General features: G+C 70.2%; 21 protein-coding genes. 8 read left to right on the forward strand and 13 right to left on the reverse strand.

Annotated elements, in window-relative coordinates; genetic code table 11:
• Window positions 1–11: 11 nt before the first annotated feature.
• A complete protein-coding gene (gene rplC / locus AAF430_05040) occupies window positions 12–641 on the reverse strand; it encodes a 50S ribosomal protein L3 (GenBank protein ID MEM7409589.1) in 630 nt (209 codons plus the stop codon).
• 351 nt (window positions 642–992) lie between these two features.
• Window positions 993–1,454 carry a hypothetical protein gene (locus tag AAF430_05045; GenBank protein ID MEM7409590.1) on the reverse strand — a complete coding sequence of 154 codons (462 nt, stop codon included), beginning with the start codon at window positions 1,452–1,454 and terminating at the stop codon, window positions 993–995.
• A 247-nt stretch (window positions 1,455–1,701) separates the two neighbouring features.
• On the opposite strand from AAF430_05045, the gene AAF430_05050 reads away from it, so the two are divergent.
• Window positions 1,702–2,289, forward strand: coding sequence for a hypothetical protein (locus tag AAF430_05050; GenBank protein ID MEM7409591.1), 588 nt, complete (start codon window positions 1,702–1,704; stop codon window positions 2,287–2,289).
• Here AAF430_05050 and AAF430_05055 read toward each other — a convergent pair.
• Window positions 2,286–2,900 (reverse strand): GNAT family N-acetyltransferase, encoded by a 615-nt coding sequence (locus tag AAF430_05055; GenBank protein MEM7409592.1) that lies wholly within the window; start codon window positions 2,898–2,900, stop codon window positions 2,286–2,288. The genes AAF430_05050 and AAF430_05055 overlap by 4 nt on opposite strands.
• 89 nt (window positions 2,901–2,989) lie before the next feature.
• Here AAF430_05055 and AAF430_05060 point away from each other — a divergent pair, with 89 nt between their 5' ends.
• Entirely contained in the window at window positions 2,990–3,514 is a 525-nt protein-coding gene (locus AAF430_05060; protein ID MEM7409593.1) for a cupin domain-containing protein, read from the forward strand.
• Between the two features lie 14 nt (window positions 3,515–3,528).
• Here AAF430_05060 and AAF430_05065 read toward each other — a convergent pair whose 3' ends face one another.
• From AAF430_05065 to AAF430_05080, 4 genes are all read right to left on the reverse strand, one after another.
• The gene (locus tag AAF430_05065; protein MEM7409594.1) at window positions 3,529–3,810 is read right to left on the reverse strand and encodes an antibiotic biosynthesis monooxygenase; all 282 of its coding nucleotides are present in this window, start codon (window positions 3,808–3,810) and stop codon (window positions 3,529–3,531) included.
• A gap of 125 nt (window positions 3,811–3,935) precedes the next feature.
• On the reverse strand, window positions 3,936–4,514 hold the full coding sequence (locus AAF430_05070; GenBank protein ID MEM7409595.1) for a TetR/AcrR family transcriptional regulator: 579 nt from the start codon (window positions 4,512–4,514) through the stop codon (window positions 3,936–3,938).
• Between the two features lies 1 nt (window position 4,515).
• Window positions 4,516–5,145, reverse strand: coding sequence for an isochorismatase family protein (locus AAF430_05075; protein ID MEM7409596.1), 630 nt, complete (start codon window positions 5,143–5,145; stop codon window positions 4,516–4,518).
• Window positions 5,146–5,187: 42 nt separating this feature from the next.
• A complete protein-coding gene (locus tag AAF430_05080; GenBank protein MEM7409597.1) occupies window positions 5,188–5,568 on the reverse strand; it encodes a nuclear transport factor 2 family protein in 381 nt (126 codons plus the stop codon).
• Between the two features lie 310 nt (window positions 5,569–5,878).
• On the opposite strand from AAF430_05080, the gene mfd reads away from it, so the two are divergent.
• From mfd to ppk1, 3 genes are all read left to right on the forward strand, one after another.
• The gene (mfd, locus tag AAF430_05085; GenBank protein ID MEM7409598.1) at window positions 5,879–9,475 is read left to right on the forward strand and encodes a transcription-repair coupling factor; all 3,597 of its coding nucleotides are present in this window, start codon (window positions 5,879–5,881) and stop codon (window positions 9,473–9,475) included.
• 98 nt (window positions 9,476–9,573) lie between these two features.
• Entirely contained in the window at window positions 9,574–10,728 is a 1,155-nt protein-coding gene (locus AAF430_05090) for a glycosyltransferase family 2 protein (protein ID MEM7409599.1), read from the forward strand.
• Window positions 10,729–10,828: 100 nt separating this feature from the next.
• Window positions 10,829–12,865 carry a polyphosphate kinase 1 gene (gene ppk1, locus AAF430_05095; GenBank protein MEM7409600.1) on the forward strand — a complete coding sequence of 679 codons (2,037 nt, stop codon included), beginning with the start codon at window positions 10,829–10,831 and terminating at the stop codon, window positions 12,863–12,865.
• 6 nt (window positions 12,866–12,871) lie between these two features.
• On the opposite strand, the gene AAF430_05100 is transcribed toward ppk1, so the two are convergent.
• The 4 genes from AAF430_05100 to AAF430_05115 form a co-directional block, all read right to left on the reverse strand.
• Window positions 12,872–13,765, reverse strand: a complete 894-nt coding sequence (locus AAF430_05100) for a M48 family metallopeptidase (protein ID MEM7409601.1) — start codon at window positions 13,763–13,765, stop codon at window positions 12,872–12,874.
• 3 nt (window positions 13,766–13,768) lie between these two features.
• Window positions 13,769–14,245, reverse strand: a complete 477-nt coding sequence (locus AAF430_05105; protein MEM7409602.1) for a heavy metal-binding domain-containing protein — start codon at window positions 14,243–14,245, stop codon at window positions 13,769–13,771.
• Between the two features lie 2 nt (window positions 14,246–14,247).
• A complete protein-coding gene (locus AAF430_05110) occupies window positions 14,248–14,562 on the reverse strand; it encodes a YbjQ family protein (protein ID MEM7409603.1) in 315 nt (104 codons plus the stop codon).
• 72 nt (window positions 14,563–14,634) lie between these two features.
• Entirely contained in the window at window positions 14,635–15,606 is a 972-nt protein-coding gene (locus AAF430_05115) for an alpha/beta fold hydrolase (GenBank protein MEM7409604.1), read from the reverse strand.
• Window positions 15,607–15,689: 83 nt separating this feature from the next.
• On the opposite strand from AAF430_05115, the gene AAF430_05120 reads away from it, so the two are divergent.
• Complete coding sequence (locus tag AAF430_05120) at window positions 15,690–16,754, forward strand: SurA N-terminal domain-containing protein (GenBank protein ID MEM7409605.1); 1,065 nt, start codon at window positions 15,690–15,692, stop codon at window positions 16,752–16,754.
• Window positions 16,751–19,591: an excinuclease ABC subunit UvrA gene (gene uvrA, locus AAF430_05125; protein MEM7409606.1), complete on the forward strand. Its 2,841-nt coding sequence runs from the start codon at window positions 16,751–16,753 to the stop codon at window positions 19,589–19,591. The genes AAF430_05120 and uvrA overlap by 4 nt, the downstream gene beginning before the upstream one ends.
• Before the next feature lie 31 nt (window positions 19,592–19,622).
• On the opposite strand, the gene AAF430_05130 is transcribed toward uvrA, so the two are convergent.
• A complete protein-coding gene (locus AAF430_05130) occupies window positions 19,623–20,705 on the reverse strand; it encodes a methyltransferase domain-containing protein (GenBank protein MEM7409607.1) in 1,083 nt (360 codons plus the stop codon).
• A 91-nt stretch (window positions 20,706–20,796) separates the two neighbouring features.
• Here AAF430_05130 and AAF430_05135 point away from each other — a divergent pair, with 91 nt between their 5' ends.
• Window positions 20,797–21,699: a hypothetical protein gene (locus AAF430_05135; protein ID MEM7409608.1), complete on the forward strand. Its 903-nt coding sequence runs from the start codon at window positions 20,797–20,799 to the stop codon at window positions 21,697–21,699.
• Between the two features lie 45 nt (window positions 21,700–21,744).
• On the opposite strand, the gene AAF430_05140 is transcribed toward AAF430_05135, so the two are convergent.
• Window positions 21,745–22,452, reverse strand: coding sequence for a PEP-CTERM sorting domain-containing protein (locus tag AAF430_05140; protein ID MEM7409609.1), 708 nt, complete (start codon window positions 22,450–22,452; stop codon window positions 21,745–21,747).
• Window positions 22,453–22,601: the final 149 nt, after the last annotated feature.

Raw genomic sequence — 22,601 nt, forward strand, 5'->3', positions numbered from 1 at the left:
CCGGACCGGCGCTAGGCCTTCGCGCGCACCGAAGGTCGCACGCGCACCACGCCGTCGTTGTGGCCGGGCACACCGCCGCGCACGAAGAGCAGCTTCTTCTCCGGGTCGACGCGGATCACTTCGAGGTTCGTGGCGGTGGTGCGCGCGTTGCCGTGGCGACCCGGCATCTTCAGGCCCTTGATGACCTTGCCCGGGTAGGCGCCGGCTCCGATCGCGCCGCCGTGTCGGAAGAACTCATGGGTACCGTGGGTGCGGCGCTTCACCGCGAAACCGTGGCGCTTCACCACGCCGGTGGTCCCGCGGCCCTTCGAAGTGCCGATCACGTCGACGCGCTGGCCCTCGCTGAAGATGTCGACGCCGATCTCCTGGCCGACTTCGTACTCCTCGAGCTCTTCCGCGCTGATCCGGCTCTCCTTGAGCACGCGCTGGGGCGCGACACCGGCCTTCTCGAAGTGCTTCTGCTCGGCCTTCGGCGTGCGCACCAGGCGCTTCTCACCGAAGCCCAGCTGGACAGCGGTGTAGCCGTCGGACTCTTCGGTCTTCTTCTGCACGACCCGGTTGGGCTGCGCGTCCAGGACCGTCACCGGGATGCACTCACCGGCTTCGTTGAAGTACTGGGTCATGCCGATCTTGCGGCACATGAACTCGATCGACACGGGATGCCTCGGGTGGCCAGGAGGCCGCTAGGGCCCGGAGGGGTCGGGGCCCGGAATTCCAGAAGGGGCGGGAATATAGGAGTCGCCCCCTGGGCTGTCGAGCGCCCAGGGCCTCGCCTCGAGGCGGGGCGGAGAGAGGGCCGGCGGCCCCGATGCCGGGCCCCCGAGGGCGGCCCGGCGGGGTCGAGGCCGGCTGCAGGGGCGCCTCACCAGCCTACGCGGCGCCCGAAGCAGGCACCGGGCACCGATCGGATGCGGGCCCCATGGCCCGGCGCCGCGGATCCGCCCAGGGGTGGGCGGGGCCGGTTCCCCGGACGCGGCGCCGGGCGCGTCTTCCTAGGATCCGTCCGAGTCGAAGTCGAGCTCGAGATCCGGGCCCCACTCTTCATCCAGGCCGCCTTCGTCCGGAGCGCCGACCTCCAGGCGGCCGCAGCCCTTGAGGAAGGCGCGGCCCTTCCCCTTCGCGTGGAGGCGGATCTTCGCCCCCGTGATCTTCGCCGTGAAGGGCGCCGTGCTCCGGGCGATCGCCCGCCCGTACCCCTCGTAGAGCAGACGGCCGTCCCCGAGGTCGGTGACGCGGCCGACGCCCTGGGTCTCGACGCGGATGTCGTCGTCGATGATCAGCGCACCACCGCCCGAGACGGCGAGCATCCCGACCATCTGGAAGGCAGCAATCCCGTTGCCGCCGGCGTGGAGTTCGCCGCGCCCCTGCAGGACGACGGCGTGGGCAGCGCTCGCGGCGAGCCCGATGGCGAAGAGCCCGAGACACAGAAGGGTTCGGATGCGAGAGACGGACATGGTTCCTCCTCGGGCCCGAGGGCCCGCGTCCGGGGGATTCCAGACGTGGAGGCTTCAACCCCCCGCGCGCGCGACGGTTGCGCGGGTTTTCCGGTGACCCGCATCACGCACGGTCGGACTGCGCGCAGCGCCGTCTCGGGCCCCAGGAAACCCCCATTTGACACTTCGCTGCGTCGCATGGGATCGAGTCGGGTCGAACACCAGGTCGGCTTCGGGCCGACGCATCCAACCCAATGGGAGAGAGACCATGTCGATCGCACCTCGCGCGCTTCTCGTGCTCACCACGGCCGTCGCGCTTTGCCTGTTAGGCACCGCAGCCCAAGCCGGCCTTGCCCCGACCAAGACCTATTGCGTCAACGGTGACGGCGATGGATCGCCCAACGAGGACTGGGCGTGGGACATTCGGACACCGGGCGCGGGTGGAACCACCCTGATCACGTCGACGACGCCGGTGGTCGTGCAGGGCAACCCGATCGGTTGCCCCACGGCAGGGTGCGACGACGAAGCGGCCCTCGCCGCGCGCTTCATCAACTCGGTCAACGATCACACCGTGCTCGGACCCGTCATGGCCCTCGAGATCGAAGGGGATTGTGCGGATCCGAGCCACGCCGCCTTCGCGCTCATGCGCACCGACACCACCGGAGACGCCCTCGACCTGTGGGTCGCGCCGAGCCCGGCCGGCACGCTGACGCGCGTGACGGGCGGCGCCGGTGCAGGCGTCACGTTCAACCCCGAGGTCTACCTCGCGCTGCCCGAACCGGGCCTGGCCGCGACCCTTGGCGCGGGCGCCCTGCTGGTGCTCGGACTGAGTCGTCGCTCGGAACGACGCCGCTAGCCACCGCTGGCTTGCTGCGCCGCCTGCGCCGGGCGGCGCAGCATCCGCCAGACGGTGGGACCGCCCTCGAGATCCAGGGACGCTTCGACGCGAAACCCGAAGCGTTCGTAGAAGGGCAGGTTCTCCGCGCGCGACGACTCCAGGTACGCGGGCAGACGCTCCTCGTCGCAGTGGGCCAGACGCTCTCGGAGCAGCGCGGCGGCGTGGCCGCGTCCCTGGTGACGCGGGTCGGTGCCGAGGACGGCGAGATACCAGTGGGGCTCGAGGGGACGCGCCTCTTCCAGCCGCTCGAGCTGTTCGCCCAGCGGGAGCCCGCGGCGGCCGAGCGCGAGGAACCAACCGGCCGCCGTGGTCACGCGTTCGCGGCGTGAAACGGGCTTTGGATAGGGGGGCATCCAGAGCGCGACCGCTTCTTGTCCTGCCGTGGTGTAGACCGATTCGTTGCGCAACGCGTCTCGCGTCACGCTCGCGAAGAACGCGGCGCTGAGCAGCGACCAGTCGAACTCCTCGGGAAGGATCCAGCGGTGCACCGGGTCTTCCCGGAAGGCGCGGGACAAGACGAGGGAGAGCGCCCGCAACTCCGTCGGTGCGGCGGGGCGGACCTCGCTCATCGGCGCCGGCCTGCGCTGCGCTTCGAGAGCCCGCAGCCGGGCCTGCGTGTGGAGCGAGCTACACTGCGCGCGCCAAGGAGACCCTGCGCATGCGCCGTTCCCGGCTCGCTCTTCTCACGCTGATCGCCCCGCTCCTGTGCGCGCCCGACCTCGCCGCGTCGCCCACCCTCGACGTGCTGATCGGCGAACGACAGCGCCAACCCGTCGCCACCCTCGCGGCACGCGTCGGGCTCAAGATCACCGAGGACTTCAAGGTCGTCGAGATCGGACGGGATGCGGGAACCAGCCAGCACCTGGTCGCGATCCGCACCCAGGAGATCCCGCACCGTCACGACCGCCACGACCTGTTCGTCGTGATGGTGCGCGGCCACGGAACCTGGCGCGTCGGCGACGAGACCCAACCCGTCGGCGAGAACAGCATCCTCTACGTGCCGCGCGGTACGGTGCACGCCTTCTCGAACCAGGCCCAGCTGCCGGCGATTGCCTACGCGGTCTACGTCCCGCCCTTCGACGGGGAGGACCGGGTCGAAGTACCGGACCCGGCCTCCGAGGAGCCGGCCGGCGCGCCCAGCCCCGACCTCGGATCGCCGGGCGCGCCTGTGTTGGTGCCGTAGCCGAAGAGCGCTCGTTAGAGCTCCTCCAGCATCACGATCTCGGGAGGACCGGCCAGCAGGGCGCCGAACTCCTTGCCCTTCGCGGCCAGGTTCTTGCCGTGGATCGCGAACGCCTCTGCGTTCTCGTACTTCTCATAGAACACGAAGGTCGTGGGATCGTCCTGGCGCTGGTGCGGCGTGTAGACCTGGGTGCCGGACTCGCTGGCGAGCGTGTCGGACGCCAACTGCTTCATGAAGGCCTTCGCTTCCTCGATCTTGTCTTCCTGGACCTTGATGGTCGCGACGACGCTGGGCATGGGGGGTGCTCCTCTTCCAACTGGGGAACTTGGGGGTTACCGAACTGGGTCGGCAGAGTAGACCGTCGGGTCATGCCGCCACACCCCCGCGCGCCGACCGAGAGGCTGCGGGCCCCGCGGAACTGTCAGGACCTTCCGAGCTGGGCCTCGATCACTTCGTGGCAGGCGGCCAGCAGGGCCTCGGCGAGGGACGGGTCGGTGAAGGTCCGCGCCAACGCGACCCCACCGACACAAGTCGCCACGGCGGCGAGCGCCTGGGCGCGGCGTTCCGGGCCGCCCGCCAGGTGTTCGAACTCGTCGACGAGGCTCTCGAATCCGTCGGTGAAGGCCTTTCGCGCGCGCTTCGGAGCGCGGGCGATGTCGGCGGCGCTCGCGACCATCGTGCACCCCGCAGCGATGCGCGGCAGCTGGTCCGGCGCGAGGTAGTGGCGGATCGCATGCAGGGCGGCGGCGTCCGAGGCGTCCGGTACCCCTTCGCGTGCGGAACGCAGGCGCGCGGCGAACTCCAGTTCTTCGCCGAGCACTGCCGCGAACAGATCCGCCTTCGATTGGAAGTGGGCGTAGAACCCGCCGCGCGTCAGCCCGGCGCCCGCCATGATCTCGTCGATCCCAGCGGCATCGAACCCCTTGCGACGGAACAGACGCGCGGCCGACGCGAGGATGCGTTCGCGCGTACGTTCGACGTGTTCGGCGCTGTAGCCCACGTCAGGTCTTCCAGTGCTCCACGATCACGTCGGACCGCGTCTGGTGCGTGATCCGCGCGAGCGTGTTCTGCAGTACGGCTTCGCCGTAGTCCACCGGGTGGCCGACCACGCAATCGGTGGGCAGCACGACGTGATAGCCGTGGTTCAGCGCCTCGATCACCAGACCGGGAATCCCGACATTCAGCGATACGCCCGTCGCGATCACCGTATCCACGCCCGCGCTGCGGAGCAGCGGGTCGAGCGACGTGCCGTGAAAGGGCGACATGCCGTGCAGCCGCAGCGAGTCGAGATCGCCGGGAGCGGGACCCAGCGCGGGGATGAGCTCGGCGGGCGGCGTGTCGACGGTCAGGTGATCCGGGTTCTCGAGGAGTCGATTCACCATGGGAACGTTCGCGTAGGAACCCGAGCGGTCCGGCCGGAAGGCAGCGCGACAGTGCACGACCGAGATGTCCCGCGCGCGCGCGGCGTCGAGCAACGCGGCGGTGTGTTCCACCACGCGCGCCTCGGCCACGGCGGCGACCAGTGGCGCCATCACCGAGAGGTCGCCCGCGACGCCGCGCTGCAGCTCCATCGTGAGCACCGCCACGCGGCCCGGGGTCAGCAGTTCGGCAAGCTCGGGGGAATCCGGCACGGATCTCCAATCGAGAGCGCGCGTCTGCGAAACGCGCGCGGATCAGGCGGGCGGCGCCAGCCGCTTGGCGTCGAAGATCAACTCGACACGCGACAGGGCGTCGTGCTCCACGGTAAGGACCTCCGCCATCGGCACCGGACCGTCCGGTAGGCCGAGGTCGAAGTCGTAGACGGTGACGACCGTGTCCGACGACGCGTGCTGATGCCGAATGTCCAGGCCCTGGAAGCGTGCGAGGAGACCCGTCAGGGCGCCGCGGAACGCTTCGGGACCATCGAGCGCCATCATCGGGCTCTGGAAGTGCAGCTTCTCGGACATCGGGACGTCCTGGAAATCGGACTTCGCGGTGAAGTTGGCGTAGTAGGCGTCGGCGATCTTCTGAGCGGTCATGGGGTTCTGGGCAGTCACGGGATTCTCGGCGGTCATCGGTGGCTCCTCGGGGCCTGGGCCCGTGCGGGGTTCAGGCCTTGGGGTTCACGGTTTCGACGACCGGAGTAGACCACACGAAATATGACGGCAAACATATCTGGGGTCAATCGCGAACCCCGCTCGGGTCCATCGCGAACTCCTCTCGGGTCCATCGAGCCGGGTTCCCGACCCGCGCGGGAAGCCATTCGGGCGCGGGACCCTCCGGCCGCTGACGATTGGCCGGGCGCGGTGCGGGGCCTACCCTCCCTCGCGTCTCGCACCCCCACCCCGCGGTGGGGGTGACGGGGCTCTCTTGCGTGGAGAATCCGTGGTCCCTCCGACGAATGAGGCCGAGAAGACCGAAGCAGCGCGTGACGCGAACTCGGAGGGAAACGGCTCCCCCGAGCGCCTCGATGCGTTCGCCGAGGGCCTGCTCACGCGCGAGCGCACCACGCGCCTGGTGGGGCTGCGCGGCGCGTCCCGGGCCGTCGTCGCGGCGCACCTCGCGCGGCGCCACGGCGACCGGCCGACCCTCGTGCTGGTCCCGACCGCCAAGGCCTGCGACGCCTTCCTCCAGGACCTCGGTGCGGCGCTCGGTGCGACGCCCGAGGACGAGCGGCTGCGCGTCTTCCCACGCTACGACACCCAGCCCTACGAGCGTTTCTCGCCCCAGCCCTTCGTGGTCGCCCAGCGCATGGACGTCCTCTATCGCTGGCTGGCGAGCCCCCCGCCCGGTCCCGACACGCCCACCGGCGACCCGGCCCCCATCGTGGTCGCACCCTGGACGGCGCTGGCCCCGCGAATTCCCACGCGCTCGCTGGTGCGGGGCCGCGCCGTGCACCTCGAGCTCGGCCAGACGATCGACCGGGACGCCCTCGTCGAAACGCTGCTCCACGCCGGCTATGCGCGCATGCCGCTCGTCGAAGAGCGCGGCGAGCTCGCCGTGCGCGGCGGGATCCTCGATCTCTTCCCGCCCCACCGGAACGCCCCGGTGCGGATCGAGCTCTTCGGCGACGAGGTGGAATCGATCCGCGAGTTCGACGCCGCCAGCCAGCGCAGCCAGACCCCCCTCGGTCAAATGGTGGCACCCCCGCCCCGCGACCTGCTCCCCGACCGCTCCTTCGTGATCGAGCACGGAGACGCCCTGCGCGAACTCGCCGCGAAGCAGGGCGTGCCCGCGCGCACCGCCGACGAGCTGATCGACGGCCTGCTGCGAGGACACGTCCCGCCGGGGGCCGAGGCGCTCACCCCGCTGCTCTTGCCCGGCACCGAGACCGTCTTCGACTTCCTCCCCGTGGACACCCAGATCGTCGTCGACGACCTCGAAGCCAGCCGCAAGCGGCTGCTGCGGTACGCGGAGGAGTCCCTCGAGAACCACGCACTCGCGCGCGAGAGCGGACGCCTGGTCTGCGAACCCGGCGAACTCGCGCTCGGCCCCGAAGAGCTCGAGGCGATGGTGTTTGCGCGCAAGCCCGTCGTGCTCGACGACCTCGATCTCGCCGATCCGCCCGGCGGTTCGGAACGCATCGAGATCGCCGCCAAGAGTCAGGACCCCCTGCGTCAGTCCCTGGCGCGCGTGCGCACCAGCGAACAGGCCCTCGCACCCCTCGCCGAACGCATCGTTGCCTGGCGCGGGGAGCGCTACCGCGTGGTGCTCGCGGTGGGCTCCCTCTCCCACGCCGAGCGCCTGCGGGGTCTGTTGACCGACTATGGCGTCGATGCGCGGGTCGAGACCGAGCCGCGCCCCGTCTGGCGCTGGTCGGGACCCGGCCGCGTCGAGATCCGAACGGTGGCGCTCACGGGCGGTTTCGCGCTTCCGAACGAGCGACTCGCGGTCGTCACCGAAGAAGAGGTGTTCGGGCCGCGCGCGAAGAAGCGCCGCACGAACCCCGCCTGGCCCGGTAGCGCGGCGCTCGAGAGTCTCGGCCAGCTCGCCACCGGCGATTATCTCGTGCACGCCGAGCACGGCATCGGCATCTACCGCGGCCTCGTCGATCTCGAGATGCGCGGCATCGCGGGCGAGTTCCTGCGGATCGAGTACGCGGAAGGCGCGCGGCTGTTCCTGCCGGTCCACCGCATGAGCCAGGTGCAGCGCTACGCCGGCTCCGACGGGCATGCGCCGCGCATCGACAAGCTCGGCGGTGCCAGCTGGAACAAGGCGAAGAAGTCGGTGCAGAAGTCGCTGCGCCACCTGGCCCGTGAGCTGCTCAGCGTGCATGCCGCGCGTGAGTTGGCGCCGGGCTTTCGCTTCTCTCCGCGCGATCGACTCCAGGAGGAGTTCGAGGCGACCTTCCCCTACGACGAGACTCCGGACCAGCTCGCCGCCATCGAAGACACGCTCTCGGACATGCAGCGCGGCAAACCGATGGACCGGATCGTCTGCGGCGACGTCGGCTACGGCAAGACCGAGGTCGCGGTGCGCGCCGCCTTCCGGGCTGCCCTCGACGGCAAGCAGGTGGCCGTGCTCGTCCCGACCACGATCCTCTGCCAACAGCACGAAGAGACCTTCCGCCAGCGCTTCGAGGGCTATCCGATCAAGATTGCCGCCCTGTCGCGATTCCAGACCGCTCAGAAGAGCAAGCAGGTGCGCGAGGGGTTGGCGGACGGCTCGATCGACGTCGTCGTGGGAACCCACCGGGTGCTGCAGAAGAACATCCAGTTCCGCGATCTCGGACTGCTCGTGATCGACGAGGAACACCGCTTCGGTGTCTCGCACAAGGAGCGCATCAAGCAGCTCAAGAAGACCGTCGACGTGCTCACGCTGACCGCCACGCCGATCCCGCGCACGCTCCAGCTCGCGTTCACCGGCCTGCGCGATCTATCGGTGATCGACACGCCGCCTGCCGATCGCCTGGCGATCCGCACCCAGGTAGGACGCTACTCGGAAGAGCTGATGCGCGAAGCCATCCTGCGCGAGATGCGACGCGGTGGGCAGGTCTACATGGTGCACAACCGCGTGCAGACGATCGGCGCCATGGCGGACACCCTCGCGAAGATCGTCCCCGAGGCGCGCGTGATTGTCGCCCACGGCCAGCTGCCCGAACGCGAGCTCGAGAAGCGCACGCTCGCGTTCATGCATGGCGAGGCCGACGTCCTCCTGTGCACGACGATCATCGAGAGCGGCGTCGACAACCCCCAGGCGAACACGATCATCGTGAACCGCGCCGACCGCCTCGGCCTGGCCCAGCTCTACCAGCTGCGAGGACGGGTCGGGCGCAGCACCCAGCGGGCCTACGCGTACCTGATGGTGCACGCGCCCGACGCGCTCTCCAACGATGCGCGCAAGCGGCTCGAAGCGATCCAGGACCTCTCGGAGCTCGGCGGGGGTTTCCGCCTGGCGAACCTCGACCTCGAGATCCGCGGCGCGGGCAATCTGCTCGGCGCCGAGCAATCGGGGAACCTCGCCAGCGTCGGCTACGACACGTTCATGGAGATGCTCGAGGAGACCATCGACGAGATGCGCGGGGTGGCCCACCACACCGAGGTCGACCCGGAGATCCGCTTGCCCGTACCGGCGCGTCTGCCCGAAGCCTACGTCCCCACGGTCAACGAACGCCTCGTGCTCTACAAGCGGCTCGCGAGCTGTCGGAGCGACGAAGAGCTCGATCGCCTGCGCGACGAGATTCTCGACCGCTACGGGACTCTCCCCGACGACGCGATGCACCTGGTCGAAGTGATCCGCCTGAAGATCCAGGCGCGTGCGCTCGGCGTGGCGACCGTCGATCTCGCGAACGGCGAGATCGTGCTCACGGCGGCGCCCGAGAGTCGCGTCGACCCCCAGCGTCTGTTGCGCCTGATGGCCCAGGCCGGCGGAGGGATCCGGGTCACGCCGGGCCACAAGATCCTGGCGCCCGCGCCGAAGGGACGCGCGCCTGCCGATCTCTTCGCCACCGCGCGCCGGGTCATGACGAACCTGGCGGGCTGATTCGTCGCACGTCGAAGGCGCCCGAGCGAGCCTTCATTCGCCGCCCGGGTGCGTCGATAGAGCGCAGGCCCCTCCCGCCGCGAGGAGTCCTGCGCGCCGTGGCCGATCGGCCGACCCTTTCACTTTGCATGATCGTGCGCGACGAGGAGGCGCAGCTCGCACGCTGCCTCGCGTCGGCGGCGGACGCCGTCGACGAGATCTGCGTGGTCGACACGGGCTCCCGCGACCGCACCGTCGCGATCGCGGCCGCCCATGGCGCGCGTCTCGCCGAACACCCTTGGAACGATTCGTTTGCCGAGGCTCGGAACCACTCCCTCGCGCTGGCGCGCGGGCGCTGGATCCTGATCCTCGACGCCGACGAGACCCTGGCACCCGGCTCGGCGGCGGTGCTGCGCGAAATCGCCGCCGGCGCCCACGACACGCCGGGCACGCGGACGCTCGGAGCGTTGGCGCGCATCGTGGACGTCGGGAGCGCGGGGGGCGAGAGCTGGGCGCTGCGCCTCTTCCGCGCCGCGCCCGAACACCGCTACGTCGGGCGCATCCACAATCGGCTCGGGCCGGCCTTCGACGCGCGCTCCGAGCAGATGGGCGAGCGGCTGCGGCTCTGCGACGGCTTCGTGATCGAACACACGGGCTACACCCCGGATACCTGGGCGCGCAAGCGCAAGACCGAGCGCACCCTGCGCCTCTACGAACTCGCCCTGCGCGACGACCCCGACGATCTCTTCACGCGCTACAAGCACGCCGACTTCCTGCGCGGGCTGGAGGACCGCACGCGAGCCGTCGCAGCACTCGACGCGCTGTGCGACACGCTCCTCACCCGTCCCGCCGCGGAACGCGCGCGCTTCGCCTGGATGACCGAGGCCTTCGCCCTGTGCGCCTACGAGCACCTGCAGGACCGTGACCTCGAGCGCGCGGCGCGGCGCCTGGCGGAGGGCACGACCGACGCGCCCACCGCCAACTTCGGCTTCGTGCAGGGGCTCGTGTGTCTCGAGCGATGCGCCTGGGACGCCGCCCTGGGCTGGTTCGCCGCCTGCCGCAGCGTCGAAGGGCCGGCGCGGGTACAGGCGCCTTCGCCGGGTGTGGCCACCTGGCGCTCGGCGCTCGGCATGGTGCGCGCCCTGCGCGGGGCGGAACGCCACGCCGAAGCCGACCGGCTGCTCGACGAAGCCCGTGCGGCCTACCCGGACGCCGAGGCCTTGCGCCTCGAATCCGGCGGCCCGGCCGCTTCGCTGGGTTCGGCGGCGGGCTGACGCCGGCGCGTTCAGCCCGCGACCCCGCGCGCCGATCCAGGAAATCACGGAGCCCCCGAACCCGGGGAAAGACCTGGCGAGGCTGGAGTACCTTCGGAGCATGCGCCCGAGCGCCGAGCAGCTGATCAACCGCGAGCTCTCCTGGCTCGACTTCAACCGCCGCGTGCTCGAGCTCGCCCGGGACCCGGATCGCCCGGTCCTCGAGCGCGCGAAGTTCCTCGCGATCTTTTCCCAGAACCTGGACGAGTTCTTCCAGGTCCGGGTCTCGGACCTCCAGGATCTGGCGGAAGGCGCTGCGGAGTCGCCTTCCCCCGATGGGCTCACCCCGGGCGAGCAGCTGCGACGCATTCGAGAAGTGGTCCTCGAGCTGACCGCCCTCGCCCAGGACTGCTTCGATCACGAGCTGCGCCCGGCGCTGCGCGAGATCGGCCTCGAGATCGTGCGCTGGGAGGAGCTGTCGGCGGACGAGCAGAGCCGCTCGATCGCTCCCTTCGAAGAGCAGATCCAGCCGGTGCTGATCCCACTCGGTGTCGACCTGGCCCACCCCTTCCCCTTCGTGTCGGGCCTGTCGTTGTCGGTGGGTGCCTTCGTCCGCGCCGGCGACGGTTCCGGACGCCGCCTCGCGCGCGTGAAAGTGCCGCCCTTCCTCCCGCGCTGGTGGGAAATCGGCGAGGGGCGCTATGCGCCGGTGGAAGACGTGATCCGCGCCCACCTGCCGCGGCTGTTTCCCGAAGACGAGATCGACAGCGCCGCCTTCTTCCGTGTGACCCGCGACGCCGACCTCGAACTCGGCGACCGCGGCGATCGCGGCGCCGGCGATCTGGTGCGGGCCGTCGAGGCCGGGCTGCGCCGGCGCATCCGGGCGAGTGACGCCGTGCGCCTCGAGGTGAGTGCCGATCTGGACGAGCGCATCGGCGACCTGCTGATCGACGAGCTCAAGCTCGACACCGACGAGGTCTACGTCACCGAGGGCCTGCTCGATCTCGGCGGACTCTGGGAACTCTTCGCGCGCGGCCCCGCCGAACACAAGGACGTGGCCTGGACACCGAAGGAAGTGCTGCGGTCGAAGCCCGGGCGCTCGGACCCCGACACCCTGTTCGGCGCGCTGCGCGCCCGTGACGTCCTGGTGCATCACCCCTACGAGAGCTTCGAAGGCTCGGTCGAAGCCTTCCTGTCGGCGGCGGCGAACGACCCGGCGGTGCGGGTGATCATGTCGACCCTCTATCGGACCGGCGGCTCCGAGAGCTCGATCGTCCAGGCCCTGCAGGGCGCGGCCTCGCGCGGCAAACAGATCGTCGTGTTGGTCGAGCTGCAGGCGCGCTTCGACGAGGCCGCGAACCTGGAACGGGCGCGCTCCCTCGAGCGCGCGGGCGCCCACGTGGTCTACGGCGTGCTCGGGTTGAAGACGCACGCGAAGCTCGCCTTCGTGGTGCGCGAGGAAGCCGGACGCCTGCGGCGCTACTGCCACGTCGGGACGGGCAACTACAACCCCGCCACGGCGCGCGTCTATGAAGATCTCGGACTCTTCACGAGCCGTGAAGACATCACCCGCGACGTCGCCGAGCTCTTCCAGCGACTCACCAGCGGGAGCGGGTCGCGTCACTACGAGCGCCTGCTGGTCGCCCCCGAAGACCTGCGACCGGGTCTCGTGGAACGCATCGCGGCGCAGGGCAAACCGGGTGGGCGTATCTTCGCGAAGATGAACGGTCTCTCGGATCCCGACCTCATCGGTGCGCTCTACGGCGCCGCGGCGGGCGGCGCGGAGATCGACCTGATCGTGCGCGGCATCTGCTGCCTGCGTCCGGGCGTCCCCGGGCTCTCCGAGAACATCCGGGTGCGTTCGGTCCTCGGCCGCTACCTCGAGCACTCCCGCCTGTACCGCTTCGGGGCCCCCGACGACGACGCCGAAACCTGGATCGGCTCGGCCGACTGGATGCAGCGCAACCTCGACCTGCGCGTGGAAGCGCTGGTACCGGTCGAAGCCCCCGACCTCGCCCAGCGCATCGATCGCCTGATCGATACCTACCTCGACCCGAACGCAGACGTCTGGGAACTCGGACCCGACGGGAGCTGGAAGCGCAGCGGAGGCGAGGACGTCCAGGCGGCGGTGCGCACGGCGGTCCTCGACGAACGCTGAGGCGCCCTACTCGAAGAGGGACTCGCTCTCGCTCGGGACCTCGGCGTCGTCCCCGTCGTCGGCGGGCGAGCGCAGTACGGCGGCCAGCGGTCGGGTCGTGCCGTCGAGGGTCCAGCCGCGGCGCTGGGCTTCGCGGTGGAGCGCCTCGATCCGGTCGTCGTCCATCGGATGGGTCGAGAGGTAGCTCTCGAGTTCGCCCCCGAACCCGGCGGTGAAGAGGTCGTCCGGGCCGCGCGTGAAGAAATCCGACGCGCCCGCCACGTGACCGTACTCGGCCTGCACGAGCGCGAGCCCGAAGCGATCGGCGTCGCTCTCCTGGTCGCGGTCGAAGCCGCGCTGGGTGACCTGAGCGGCGAGGTCGGCCAGGCCCGTGGCCACGTCTGCGCCACTCGAGCCGAGGGCCGCCGCGACGAAGGCCCAGGCCAGGCTGCGCCCGAGTCCGCGCAGGTGATCGCGCCCGGCGTAGTGGCCGAGCTCGTGACCCAGCACCAGCGCGAGTTCGTTTTCACTCTCGACGGCGTCGAGCAACCCGCTGGTCACCAGGATCGAGCCGCCCGGGAACGCCATCGCGTTCGGCTGGGGATCTTCGAGCACCCCGACGCGGAACGTGTACGGCGACTCGGGCGCGTGCGCGAGGAGCCGGTCGAGGAGCTCCTGGAGCGCCACGTCACGCGGCTCGCTTTCGCCCTCGGCGTCGGGCGCGAGCCAGTCCGCGGAGAAGATTCGGACTTCCCAGCTCGGAGGAAGCAGCGGAACCAACAGATCGATCGAGACCGCGACCACGGTCACGAACAGCACGGCGCCACCGACGAGGCCCCCCACCAGCACGAAGAACTCGCGGAGCGGGTGCTCCTTGCTGGTGTTGATGCCTTCTTCCGGAAGGCGCCCCTCGAACTCCACGCGCTAGGCGGGCTCGCGGCGCAGCCGCAGACCCGTCCCGAAGGCCAGCACTTCCACACCCGCGGTGGCCTTGCCCTGACGGCGAGAACTGGCCATGCGCGTCGTTTCGAGGCGCACGTTGACGATCGCCTGGAAGCCCCGCGACTGCGCGTGTTCCTTGCAACGCAGGAGCGCTTCGCGGCGGGCGCGGTCCAACAGCGACTCGTAGCTCTTGACGCGACCGCCGAAGACCATCCGCAAACCCGCCAGGAAGCGCTTGAAATGGTCGACGGAGACCACGACGCTGCCCGTCACCAGGTCGGAACGCTCGACGTCCCATCCCTTGGGTACCTGCTTGAAGGTCACCGCCGGCATGTTGCGCAGCTCGGCTTCGCGCGACCGAATGCTGCGGTAGTGGCTGCGTTCGATGAGTCGGCCCGAGATGTACGCCACCGCCAGCAGAGCGAGCGGCAGGACGAGCTGGATGATCAGCTCGATCATCTCTAGTCCACCTGAACGGCGGTGCCGTAGGCGAAGAGCTCGGCTGCACCTTGCGCCACCGACGACGTCGAGAAGCGCACGTTCACCACGGCGTTCGCGCCAAGGCTGCGCGCCTCTTCCATCATCCGCTCGAGCGCGTCCTCGCGACTCTCCTTGAGCAGTTCGGTGTAGCCCTTGAGCTCACCGCCGAAGATGTTCTTGAAGCTGGCCATCAGATCGCGGCCGATGTGCTTGGTGCGCACGGTGCTGCCGGAGACCACGCCGAAGAACTTCGAGATCGTGCGGCCGGGAACCTGTTCGGTGTTGCTGATGATCACGGAAACCCCTCCTCTTGCCGAATGTACATCGGCCAAGCGGACGGGCGCGTTGAGGTTTTGGCCCGGCCGCGCTCAGGCGCCAGCGCCCAGCGACGGCCGACCCGGCGACCCCGGCGGGAGGTCGAGCGCCGCGCAACCGGGGGCGAAAGGCACCGGTTTCCCTTCCAGCCAGGCTGCGAGCATCTCGTTGACCCGTTCGGGCTCGTCCTGCTGCACCCAATGGGAGGCGTCGGGCAGGTAGCGAAGGGTCAGATCGGGGACGTGACGCTCGGTGCCGAAGGTGGTGGCGAGGGTGAGCGCGATGTCCTGGACCCCCCAGACGAAGAGGGTGGGGATCTCGATCCGCGGGATCCCACGCGCCGCGAGTCGGCGGCTGCCCCCACCGCGAATCAGCGCCCGGTAGTAGTTCACCATCGCCGTCCGTGCGCCCGGCTGCGCGGCCGACGCGCGGTAGGTCTCGCAGACGGCATCCGGGAACTGTTCGGGGTGGGCGCAGGTGCGGCGGAAGGCCTCGGCGACGAACGCGCAGTCGTCGCGACCGAGCACCCACTCGGGAATCCGCGGTAGCTGGAAGAAGAGCATGTACCAGGAACGCCGGAGTTGGGCGAACGACACGCGCTCCCGGAAGGCGGCCGGGTGGGGCACGTTGAAGATCGCGAGGCGGTCGAGGGGCAGGCGCCCGTGCATGGCGAAGGCCCAGGCGATGATCGCCCCCCAATCGTGGGCCAGCAGGGTGACCTCGCGCGCTCCGGACGCTTCGATGAGCCCGGCGACGTCCTCCATCAGCGCCTCGAGGGCGTAGTCCTGCATGCGGGGCGGACGTTCGGTATCGCCGTAGCCGCGCAGGTCCGGCGCCCAGGCGCGAAACCCCTGGGCAGCCAGCAGGGGCAGCTGATGCCGCCAGGAGTACCAGCTCTCGGGAAAGCCGTGGAGGCACAGGGCCAGCCGGTCGCCCTCGCCGCAGCTGGCGACGTGGAAATCGAGCTCGTTCGCGCGAACGGTTTCGTGGCGGATCGCGGGATCGACGTACTCGGGGGCCGGCACGCCAGGAGGGTAGGCCCTGGCAGGCCCGGCGCGAGCACACCCGCCGGAACGACCGGGCGGGGCGGTGCCGTTATGCTCTGGCCGTGCTCGGATCCCGCTCGCTCACCCCCTGGTTCCGCCTCGGCGCGCTCTCCGCGCTGTGCGCCTGGCTCGGCCTGGTCGCCCTCCCGGCCCAGGGCGCCGAGGAGCTGATCGACGGCATCGCGGCCCAGGTCGACGACCGCATCGTGCTCGTCTCCGAGGTGCTGCGCGCCGTGGCGCCCCAGGAAGAGGCGATGCGGCGGGCCGGCGCCCCGCCCGACGCAATCGCGAAGCTCCGGGCCGACGGCCTCGAGCGGCTGATCGAGTCGCGGCTGCTCGAAGCCCGTATCGCCCGCATCGACCTGTCCGCGAGCGACGAGGAGATCGACCAGACCATCCAGGGCATCGCCGCCGAGAACGGTCTGAGCCTCGAACAGCTCTACGCGAGCGTCGTGTTCCACGGCCTGTCGGTCGAAGAGTACCGCCGCCAGATCAAGCACGACTTCGAGCGACGCAACCTGGTGAACGCGGTGCTCGGTCCGCGGGTGAACGTGGAAGAGAGCGAAGTGCGCGCGCTCTACAGCCAGCGCTACGCCGACCAGCCCCAGGGCGGGCTCTCGGTCCGGGTCCGACAGATCCTGCGCGCCTACGGCGGCCCCACCCAGCGCACCGAAGCCGTCGCCTGTCAGGAAACCCGCGATGCACGCGCTCGCGTCGTCAAAGGAGGCGAAGCCTTCGAGACGGTGGCGGCCGAGGTCTCGGAAGTCGCGCCGCGCGACGGAGGCGACATCGGGTGGTTGCCCCTCGACGCGGTCGCGAGCTGGATGCGCGAAGCGTTGGCACCCCTCGAAACCGGCGAAGTCAGCGGCGTGATCGTGCTGCCCTTCGGGTGCGCGGTGCTGCAGCTCGTCGAGCAGCGCGAGCTCGAACCCGTCACCTTCGCCCAGGCCGAGCCCGCGCTCACGCGAGAGCTCTACGAATCGAAGCTCGAGACCGAGTACCGGAGCTGGCTCGAGGAGCTGCGCGAGCTGAGTTACATCGAACGGCGCGGGTACTTCGCCGACGCGGCGCGCTTCGGAGAGCGCACCTTCCCGATCGGTCCCGACGAAGACGACGACGACCGGTGACGCCCGAGCGGGGCGGCCCGGACGCGATCGAGATTCGCGGCGCCCGCGAGCACAACCTCGCCGGCTTCGACCTGCGGATCCCGCGCAACCGGCTCGTGGTCATCACCGGTCTCTCGGGATCGGGAAAGTCGAGCCTGGCCTTCGACACGATCTACGCGGAAGGACAGCGGCGCTACGTCGAGAGCCTGTCGGCCTACGCCCGACAGTTCCTCGACCAGATGCAGAAGCCCGACGTCGACGCGATCGACGGCCTCTCGCCGGCGATCGCGATCGAGCAGCGCACGACCAGCCGCAATCCGCGCTCGACCGTCGGCACCGCCACCGAGATCTACGACCACCTGCGCCTGCTCTACGCCCGCGCGGGCACGCCCACCTGCCCCGACTGCGCGCTGCCGATCGCCCGCCAGACCGTCGACCAGATGACCGACCGCGTTCTCACCCTCGGTACAGGGGTGCGGGTCGACGTAATGGCGCCGGTAGTGCGCGACCGCAAGGGCCAGTACAAGCGCGAGCTCGCCCAGTTCCGCCGCAAGGGCTTCGTGCGCGCGCGCATCGACGGCGAGATCCACTCCCTCGAAGACGACCTCTCGCTCTCGCGCTCGGCGCGCCACGACATCGAGATCGTCGTCGACCGGATCACGGTGAAGGAAGCCGTGCGCGGGCGTCTCCACGAGTCGCTGGGTACGGCGTTGAAGCTCGCCGACGGACTCGCCCTGGTGGTCGGCCCCGACGAGGAGTGGCTGCTCTCCGAGAAGAACGCCTGTCCGAGCTGCGGCTTCTCGATGCCCGAGCTCGCGCCGCGCAGCTTCTCGTTCAACAGCCCCCATGGCGCCTGCTCCGCCTGTGACGGTCTGGGGACGCGGGCCGAGTTCGTCCAGGAACGCGTGGTACCGGATCCGTCGCTCCCGCTCGGCGCCGGCGCGATCGCACCCTGGTCGGGGAAGGCGTCGCCGCGCTACTACCGCGCCCTGCTCGAGGCTCTCGCGGAACACTACCAGGTGTCGCTCGAAACGCCCTGGGGGTCGCTCCCGAAGCGCGTGCAGCGCGGCATCCTCGAGGGCACGGGTGCGCCCGAGCTCGTCGTCGACGTCCCGCGGCGGCGTCGCGTGCAACGCGTCGCGCTCCCCTGGCATGGCATCCTCGACGAACTCGAGCGCCGTTTCCGCGAGGGCGACGAGAGCCATCGCGAGGGCCTGGCACGTTTCCGCAGCGATCTTCCCTGCCCCACCTGCGAGGGCAGCCGACTGCGCCCCGAGGCCCGCAGCGTTTTCCTCGGCGGTCGCCCGATCGACGCCCTGTGTGGGTTGCCGATCGGCGAGCTCGCGCGCTGGCTCGGTGGTCTCGAGCTCGAAGCCCGCCAGAGCGCGATCGCCGATCGCGTCCTGCGCGAGATCCGTGACCGCCTGGGTTTCCTCGAAGACGTGGGGCTCGGCTACCTGACCCTCGACCGTCCGAGCAACTCCCTCTCGGGGGGCGAGGGACAACGCATCCGGCTGGCCACCCAGGTCGGGGCTCATCTGCTGGGCGTCCTCTACATCCTCGACGAACCCTCGATCGGGCTCCACCCGCGCGACAACCAGCGCCTGCTCGCCAGCCTCGAGCGACTCCGCGACCAGGGCAACTCGGTGCTCGTCGTGGAGCACGACGACGAAACGATCCGGCGCGCCGACTGGGTCGTCGACCTCGGTCCCGGCGCGGGGGTGCATGGCGGTCACGTCGTCGCCGAAGGGACCCCGGAGGCGATCGCCGCCGCGGACGATTCCCCGACCGGCGCGTATCTCTCGGGCCGACGCAGCGTGCCCGTCCCGTCGCGGCGAAGGCCGCCGGGCAAGCGTGCGCTGGTCCTCACCGGCTGCGCCGAGAACAACCTGAAGGACGTCACCCTGCGCGTCCCTCTGGGCTGCTTCAGCGTCGTAACCGGTGTCTCGGGCTCCGGGAAGTCCACCCTGATCAACGACACGCTGCATCGGGCGCTCGCCGCGAACCTCCACGCCGCGCTCCAACGGCCCGGGCGACACGCGCGGATGTCGGGCCACGAGGAGCTCGACAAGGTGATCGCCGTCGACCAGGCGCCGATCGGGCGCACCCCGCGCAGCAACCCCGCGACCTACAGCGGCGCCTTCGATGCGATCCGTCGCGTCTTCCATCAGATCCCGGAAGCGCGGCTGCGCGGCTACGGCCCCGGGCGCTTCTCGTTCAACGTGAAGGGCGGTCGCTGCGAAGCGTGTCAGGGCGACGGCACCCTGCGCATCGAGATGCACTTCCTGCCCGACCACTTCGTGCCCTGCGAGGTGTGTCGCGGCCGTCGCTACAACCCGGAAACCCTCGAGATCCGCTACCACGACCACAGCATCGCCGACGTGCTCGCGTCGAGCGTCGAACAGGCGCTCGTCCTCTTCGAGAACGTGCCGGCGGTGCGACGTCCCCTCGAGGCGCTGCGCGACGTCGGGCTCGGCTACCTGGCGCTCGGCCAGTCGGCAACGACGCTCTCCGGGGGCGAGGCCCAGCGCGTGAAGCTGGCGCGGGAACTCTCGCGCAAGGCGACGGGCAACACCCTCTACCTGCTCGATGAGCCGACGACCGGCCTGCACACCGCCGACGTCGAGCAGCTGCTCCGCGTGCTGTCCTCCCTCGTCGACAAGGGCAACACGGTGCTCGTGATCGAGCACCACCCCGACGTCGTGAAGACCGCCGACCATGTCATCGATCTCGGCCCCGAAGGCGGGGAGAAGGGCGGTGAGATCGTGGTGGAGGGCACGCCCGAGACCGTCGCCCAGCACCCCATGAGCCACACCGGTCGCGCACTCGCCCCGCTGCTCTTCGGCGCCGACGGCTAGCGGCGGCGGACCCTCACCCGAGACACGCGCGTCAGGGCCGCACGACGTAGAACGCGTTGACCGGGTGGCCCAGGTCGAGGGGTTCGAACGCGGTGAAGCCGGCCTCCGCCGTCATCTGCCGCGCCAGCTCCTCGTGGAAACCGAGCGTGCCGAGGCCCAGGCCGTCGGGCGCCGACAGCGAGGACGACAAGCAGGTGAGCACCGAGGTGCCGTACATGAGCGCGGCCATCGGGTTCTGCTCGACGTTCGCCTCGTAGCCGTCCTTCGCCTTGATGTCCGCGATCAGCCAGACACCGTCGGGAGACAGGCTCGCCGCGATCTGATCGATGACGCCGCCGGGGTCGGTCATGTCGTGGAGGCAGTCGAAGGTGGTGACGAAGCCGAAGCGCGCGTCTTGCGGCAGCGGGTCCTTCGCCGCGTCATGGAAGGTCACGTTCGAGACGCCTGCGATGCGCAGGTTCTCGGCGGCGCGCTCCAACGCATACTGGGAGATCTCGTAGCCGTGGAAGTCGGACGCGGGGTAGGCCTTCGCCATCTCGATCAACGCCACGCCGGCGCCGCAGCCGACGTCGGCCACGGCGACTCCCTTGTCGAGGGCCGGGACCAGCCCATCGATCCGGGGCAGGGCGAGCGGCACCAGCAGCGTGCGGAACCAGGGGGCGAAGCCGCGCTCGACGCCTGCGGCACCCCCGGGACCGAGTGCATCGTAGTCGAGACCGAGCCCCGTGCGGAACGCGTCGGGGAGCTTGTCGATCACCGCGATGGTCTCGGGCAGCGACGAGAACATCCCGCAGCCGAACGCCGGGTGGTTCTCGTCGGCGAGCACCGCGGCGCCTTCCGCCGAGAGGGCGAAGCGACCCTCGCCCTCGTGTTCGAGGACGCCCGCAGCGCCCTGCTGGTGCAACCACTCGCGCACCCAGCGCTCGTGCAGCCCGGTGCGGCGCGCGAGTTCCTCGGAGGTCGCGGGGCCCTCGTTCGCCAGCTCCCGATACAGGCCCAGGCGATCGCCCAGGCAGATCATCGCCGAGGTCATCGCGCCCTGGAGCGAACCGAAGATCTGCTTCGAGAAGATCTTCAGGCGATCCGGGTCGAGGGTAGGGGCTGATCCGCTCATCACAGGGTCCTCCGGAGTGGCAGCATACCGTCGGAGCAGAGGGTCGCGCGCGGTTGGCGCCCGGGCCGCGCTTGGACCATCGTTGCGCGCCATGCGGGGTTGGAGCGCAATCGCAGCGGTGCTGGTCGCCACCTTTGCCTTCGGCGCGACCGCCGAGACGGGGCGCAGCTGCAGTCTCGAGGCCGGGCGTTCGCGTCACGAGGTCGAGGTCGTGCTCGGCTACAAGCGCAACTACGAGGTCGTCGTCGGGCCGAAGGCCGATTCCCTGGAAGCGGCTCCCCTCGTGTTCGCCTGGCACGCCTTCGGCCAGAATCCGAAGCTCTTCGCGCGCACCATCGATATCGCCCGCGATTGGCCCGAAGCCGTGGTGGTGGCCGCTCAGGGCCTACGGCGCACCCTGCCGCACTCGCCCCGACGGGAGCGCGGCTGGCAGGTGGCGCTGGGCGAGTACGACAACCGCGACCTCGCCTTCTTCGATGCACTGCTGGCCGACGTCTCCCAGCGCTATTGCATCGATCCTCGACGGGTGATGAGCACGGGCTACTCGAACGGCGGCTCGTTCACCAACCTGCTCGGCTGCCTGCGTGGCGACGTGCTCGCGGCGATTGCCCCCGTCGCCGGCAGTGGACCGCTGCTCGACACCACCTGCCAGCAGCCGCTCCCGGCCCTCGTTCAACACGACGAGCGCGACAAGCTGATCCCCTTTCAGGTGGGCGTCACCAGCTTCGCCCACTGGGCCCACAACAACGCCTGTGAGTCGCCGCCGAAGGGACTCCCGCGCGGCTGCGCCGACGCGATGGGCTGCAAGGTTCAGACGCGCTTCTGCGTGACGTCCTACGGGCGCCACGTCTGGCCCGGCGGTACGACCCGCCGGATCGTGGAATTCTTCCGCCAGCAGCGCCGCGCGGAAGCGCCGGCACGGGCCCCGGAGCTCGACCCGCTCGCCCCCCAGAACGGCACGCGCGACGAGGCCGACGCCCTGGGCGTCCGCTGAGGGACGCCGGGCGACGGCTTCACCGTCGACTTCGCGCGAGCGGATCTAGCGGCGCGAGAAGTGGCGCGTGCTGGTCGCCAGCATCATCAGCCCGCCGCCCAGGAGCACGAGCGTGCTCGGCTCGGGGACCGGGCGCAGGGGCTCGCGGCGCACGGTGAACAGCCAGTCCTGGGACGACGTGCGCTTGCCGCCGTCGTGGGTGAGCCAGCCGTGACCGGTGATGGTGTCGTCGGGCACGCGGTGGCCTTCGTCGAGGCGGAAGGCCAGCCCCGACATGTTCGACTTGTCGACGAGGTTGAAGATCTCGTTCAGGTCGAAGGCACCGACGCCCATGCCCCCGGCGCCAAGGGCGGTGATCGTGCCCACACCGGTGCCGGGCACGGCCTCGAGCGCATCGCCCAGATCGTTCACGACGCCGTACTGGAAGGACACGTCCCACAGCTGGGGATCGATGTACATGTTGTTCTCGACCTGACCGCCGTAGACGGTGCCTTCGATGGTCAGCGTCATCGCGGTGTCGTCGTACACGAGCGTGAGCTCGGCGCCGTTCGTCTCGGCCGAGAAGGTGAAGTCGTTCGACGCGTCGCCGTCGAGTCCGTCGAGGCGCAGCGCGTAGCCCGGCGGTCCGAGCGCGCCGTCGGGGTGATCGAGGATCTGGTAAACGAAGCCAGCGTCGATCGGGGCCGCGGCGGCGGCGCCGGCAAAGACCACGCTGGCAAGAAGGATCGAACAGGCCCGGATGATTTGGCTCACAGCTTCTCCAACCGCACGAGGGGCGAGGGGGTACAGGTCGTCTGGGTGGAGTGGTGAGCCGGTGTCCGTTGTGTCGAAGCGCCTCGAAAAAAGTTTGTGGGGATTCGCCGACCCCGTAGCGATTCCGCCGCGGGACACCCTCGGGGAAG

This window comes from Myxococcota bacterium (assembly GCA_039030075.1).
Taxonomy (GTDB): domain Bacteria; phylum Myxococcota_A; class UBA9160; order UBA9160; family SMWR01; genus JAHEJV01.

Excerpts from the sequence above, each read along its gene's own strand:
- AAF430_05135 (MEM7409608.1), top strand. The coding sequence starts at position 20,797 with ATGCGGGGTTGGAGCGCAATCGCAGCGGTGCTGGTCGCCACCTTTGCC.
- AAF430_05130 (MEM7409607.1), bottom strand. The coding sequence starts at position 20,705 with ATGAGCGGATCAGCCCCTACCCTCGACCCGGATCGCCTGAAGATCTTC.
- rplC (MEM7409589.1), bottom strand. The coding sequence starts at position 641 with ATGTGCCGCAAGATCGGCATGACCCAGTACTTCAACGAAGCCGGTGAG.
- ppk1 (MEM7409600.1), top strand. The coding sequence starts at position 10,829 with ATGCGCCCGAGCGCCGAGCAGCTGATCAACCGCGAGCTCTCCTGGCTC.
- AAF430_05065 (MEM7409594.1), bottom strand. The coding sequence starts at position 3,810 with ATGCCCAGCGTCGTCGCGACCATCAAGGTCCAGGAAGACAAGATCGAG.
- AAF430_05045 (MEM7409590.1), bottom strand. The coding sequence starts at position 1,454 with ATGTCCGTCTCTCGCATCCGAACCCTTCTGTGTCTCGGGCTCTTCGCC.
- AAF430_05055 (MEM7409592.1), bottom strand. The coding sequence starts at position 2,900 with ATGAGCGAGGTCCGCCCCGCCGCACCGACGGAGTTGCGGGCGCTCTCC.
- AAF430_05060 (MEM7409593.1), top strand. The coding sequence starts at position 2,990 with ATGCGCCGTTCCCGGCTCGCTCTTCTCACGCTGATCGCCCCGCTCCTG.
- AAF430_05105 (MEM7409602.1), bottom strand. The coding sequence starts at position 14,245 with ATGATCGAGCTGATCATCCAGCTCGTCCTGCCGCTCGCTCTGCTGGCG.
- AAF430_05080 (MEM7409597.1), bottom strand. The coding sequence starts at position 5,568 with ATGACCGCCGAGAATCCCGTGACTGCCCAGAACCCCATGACCGCTCAG.
- AAF430_05050 (MEM7409591.1), top strand. The coding sequence starts at position 1,702 with ATGTCGATCGCACCTCGCGCGCTTCTCGTGCTCACCACGGCCGTCGCG.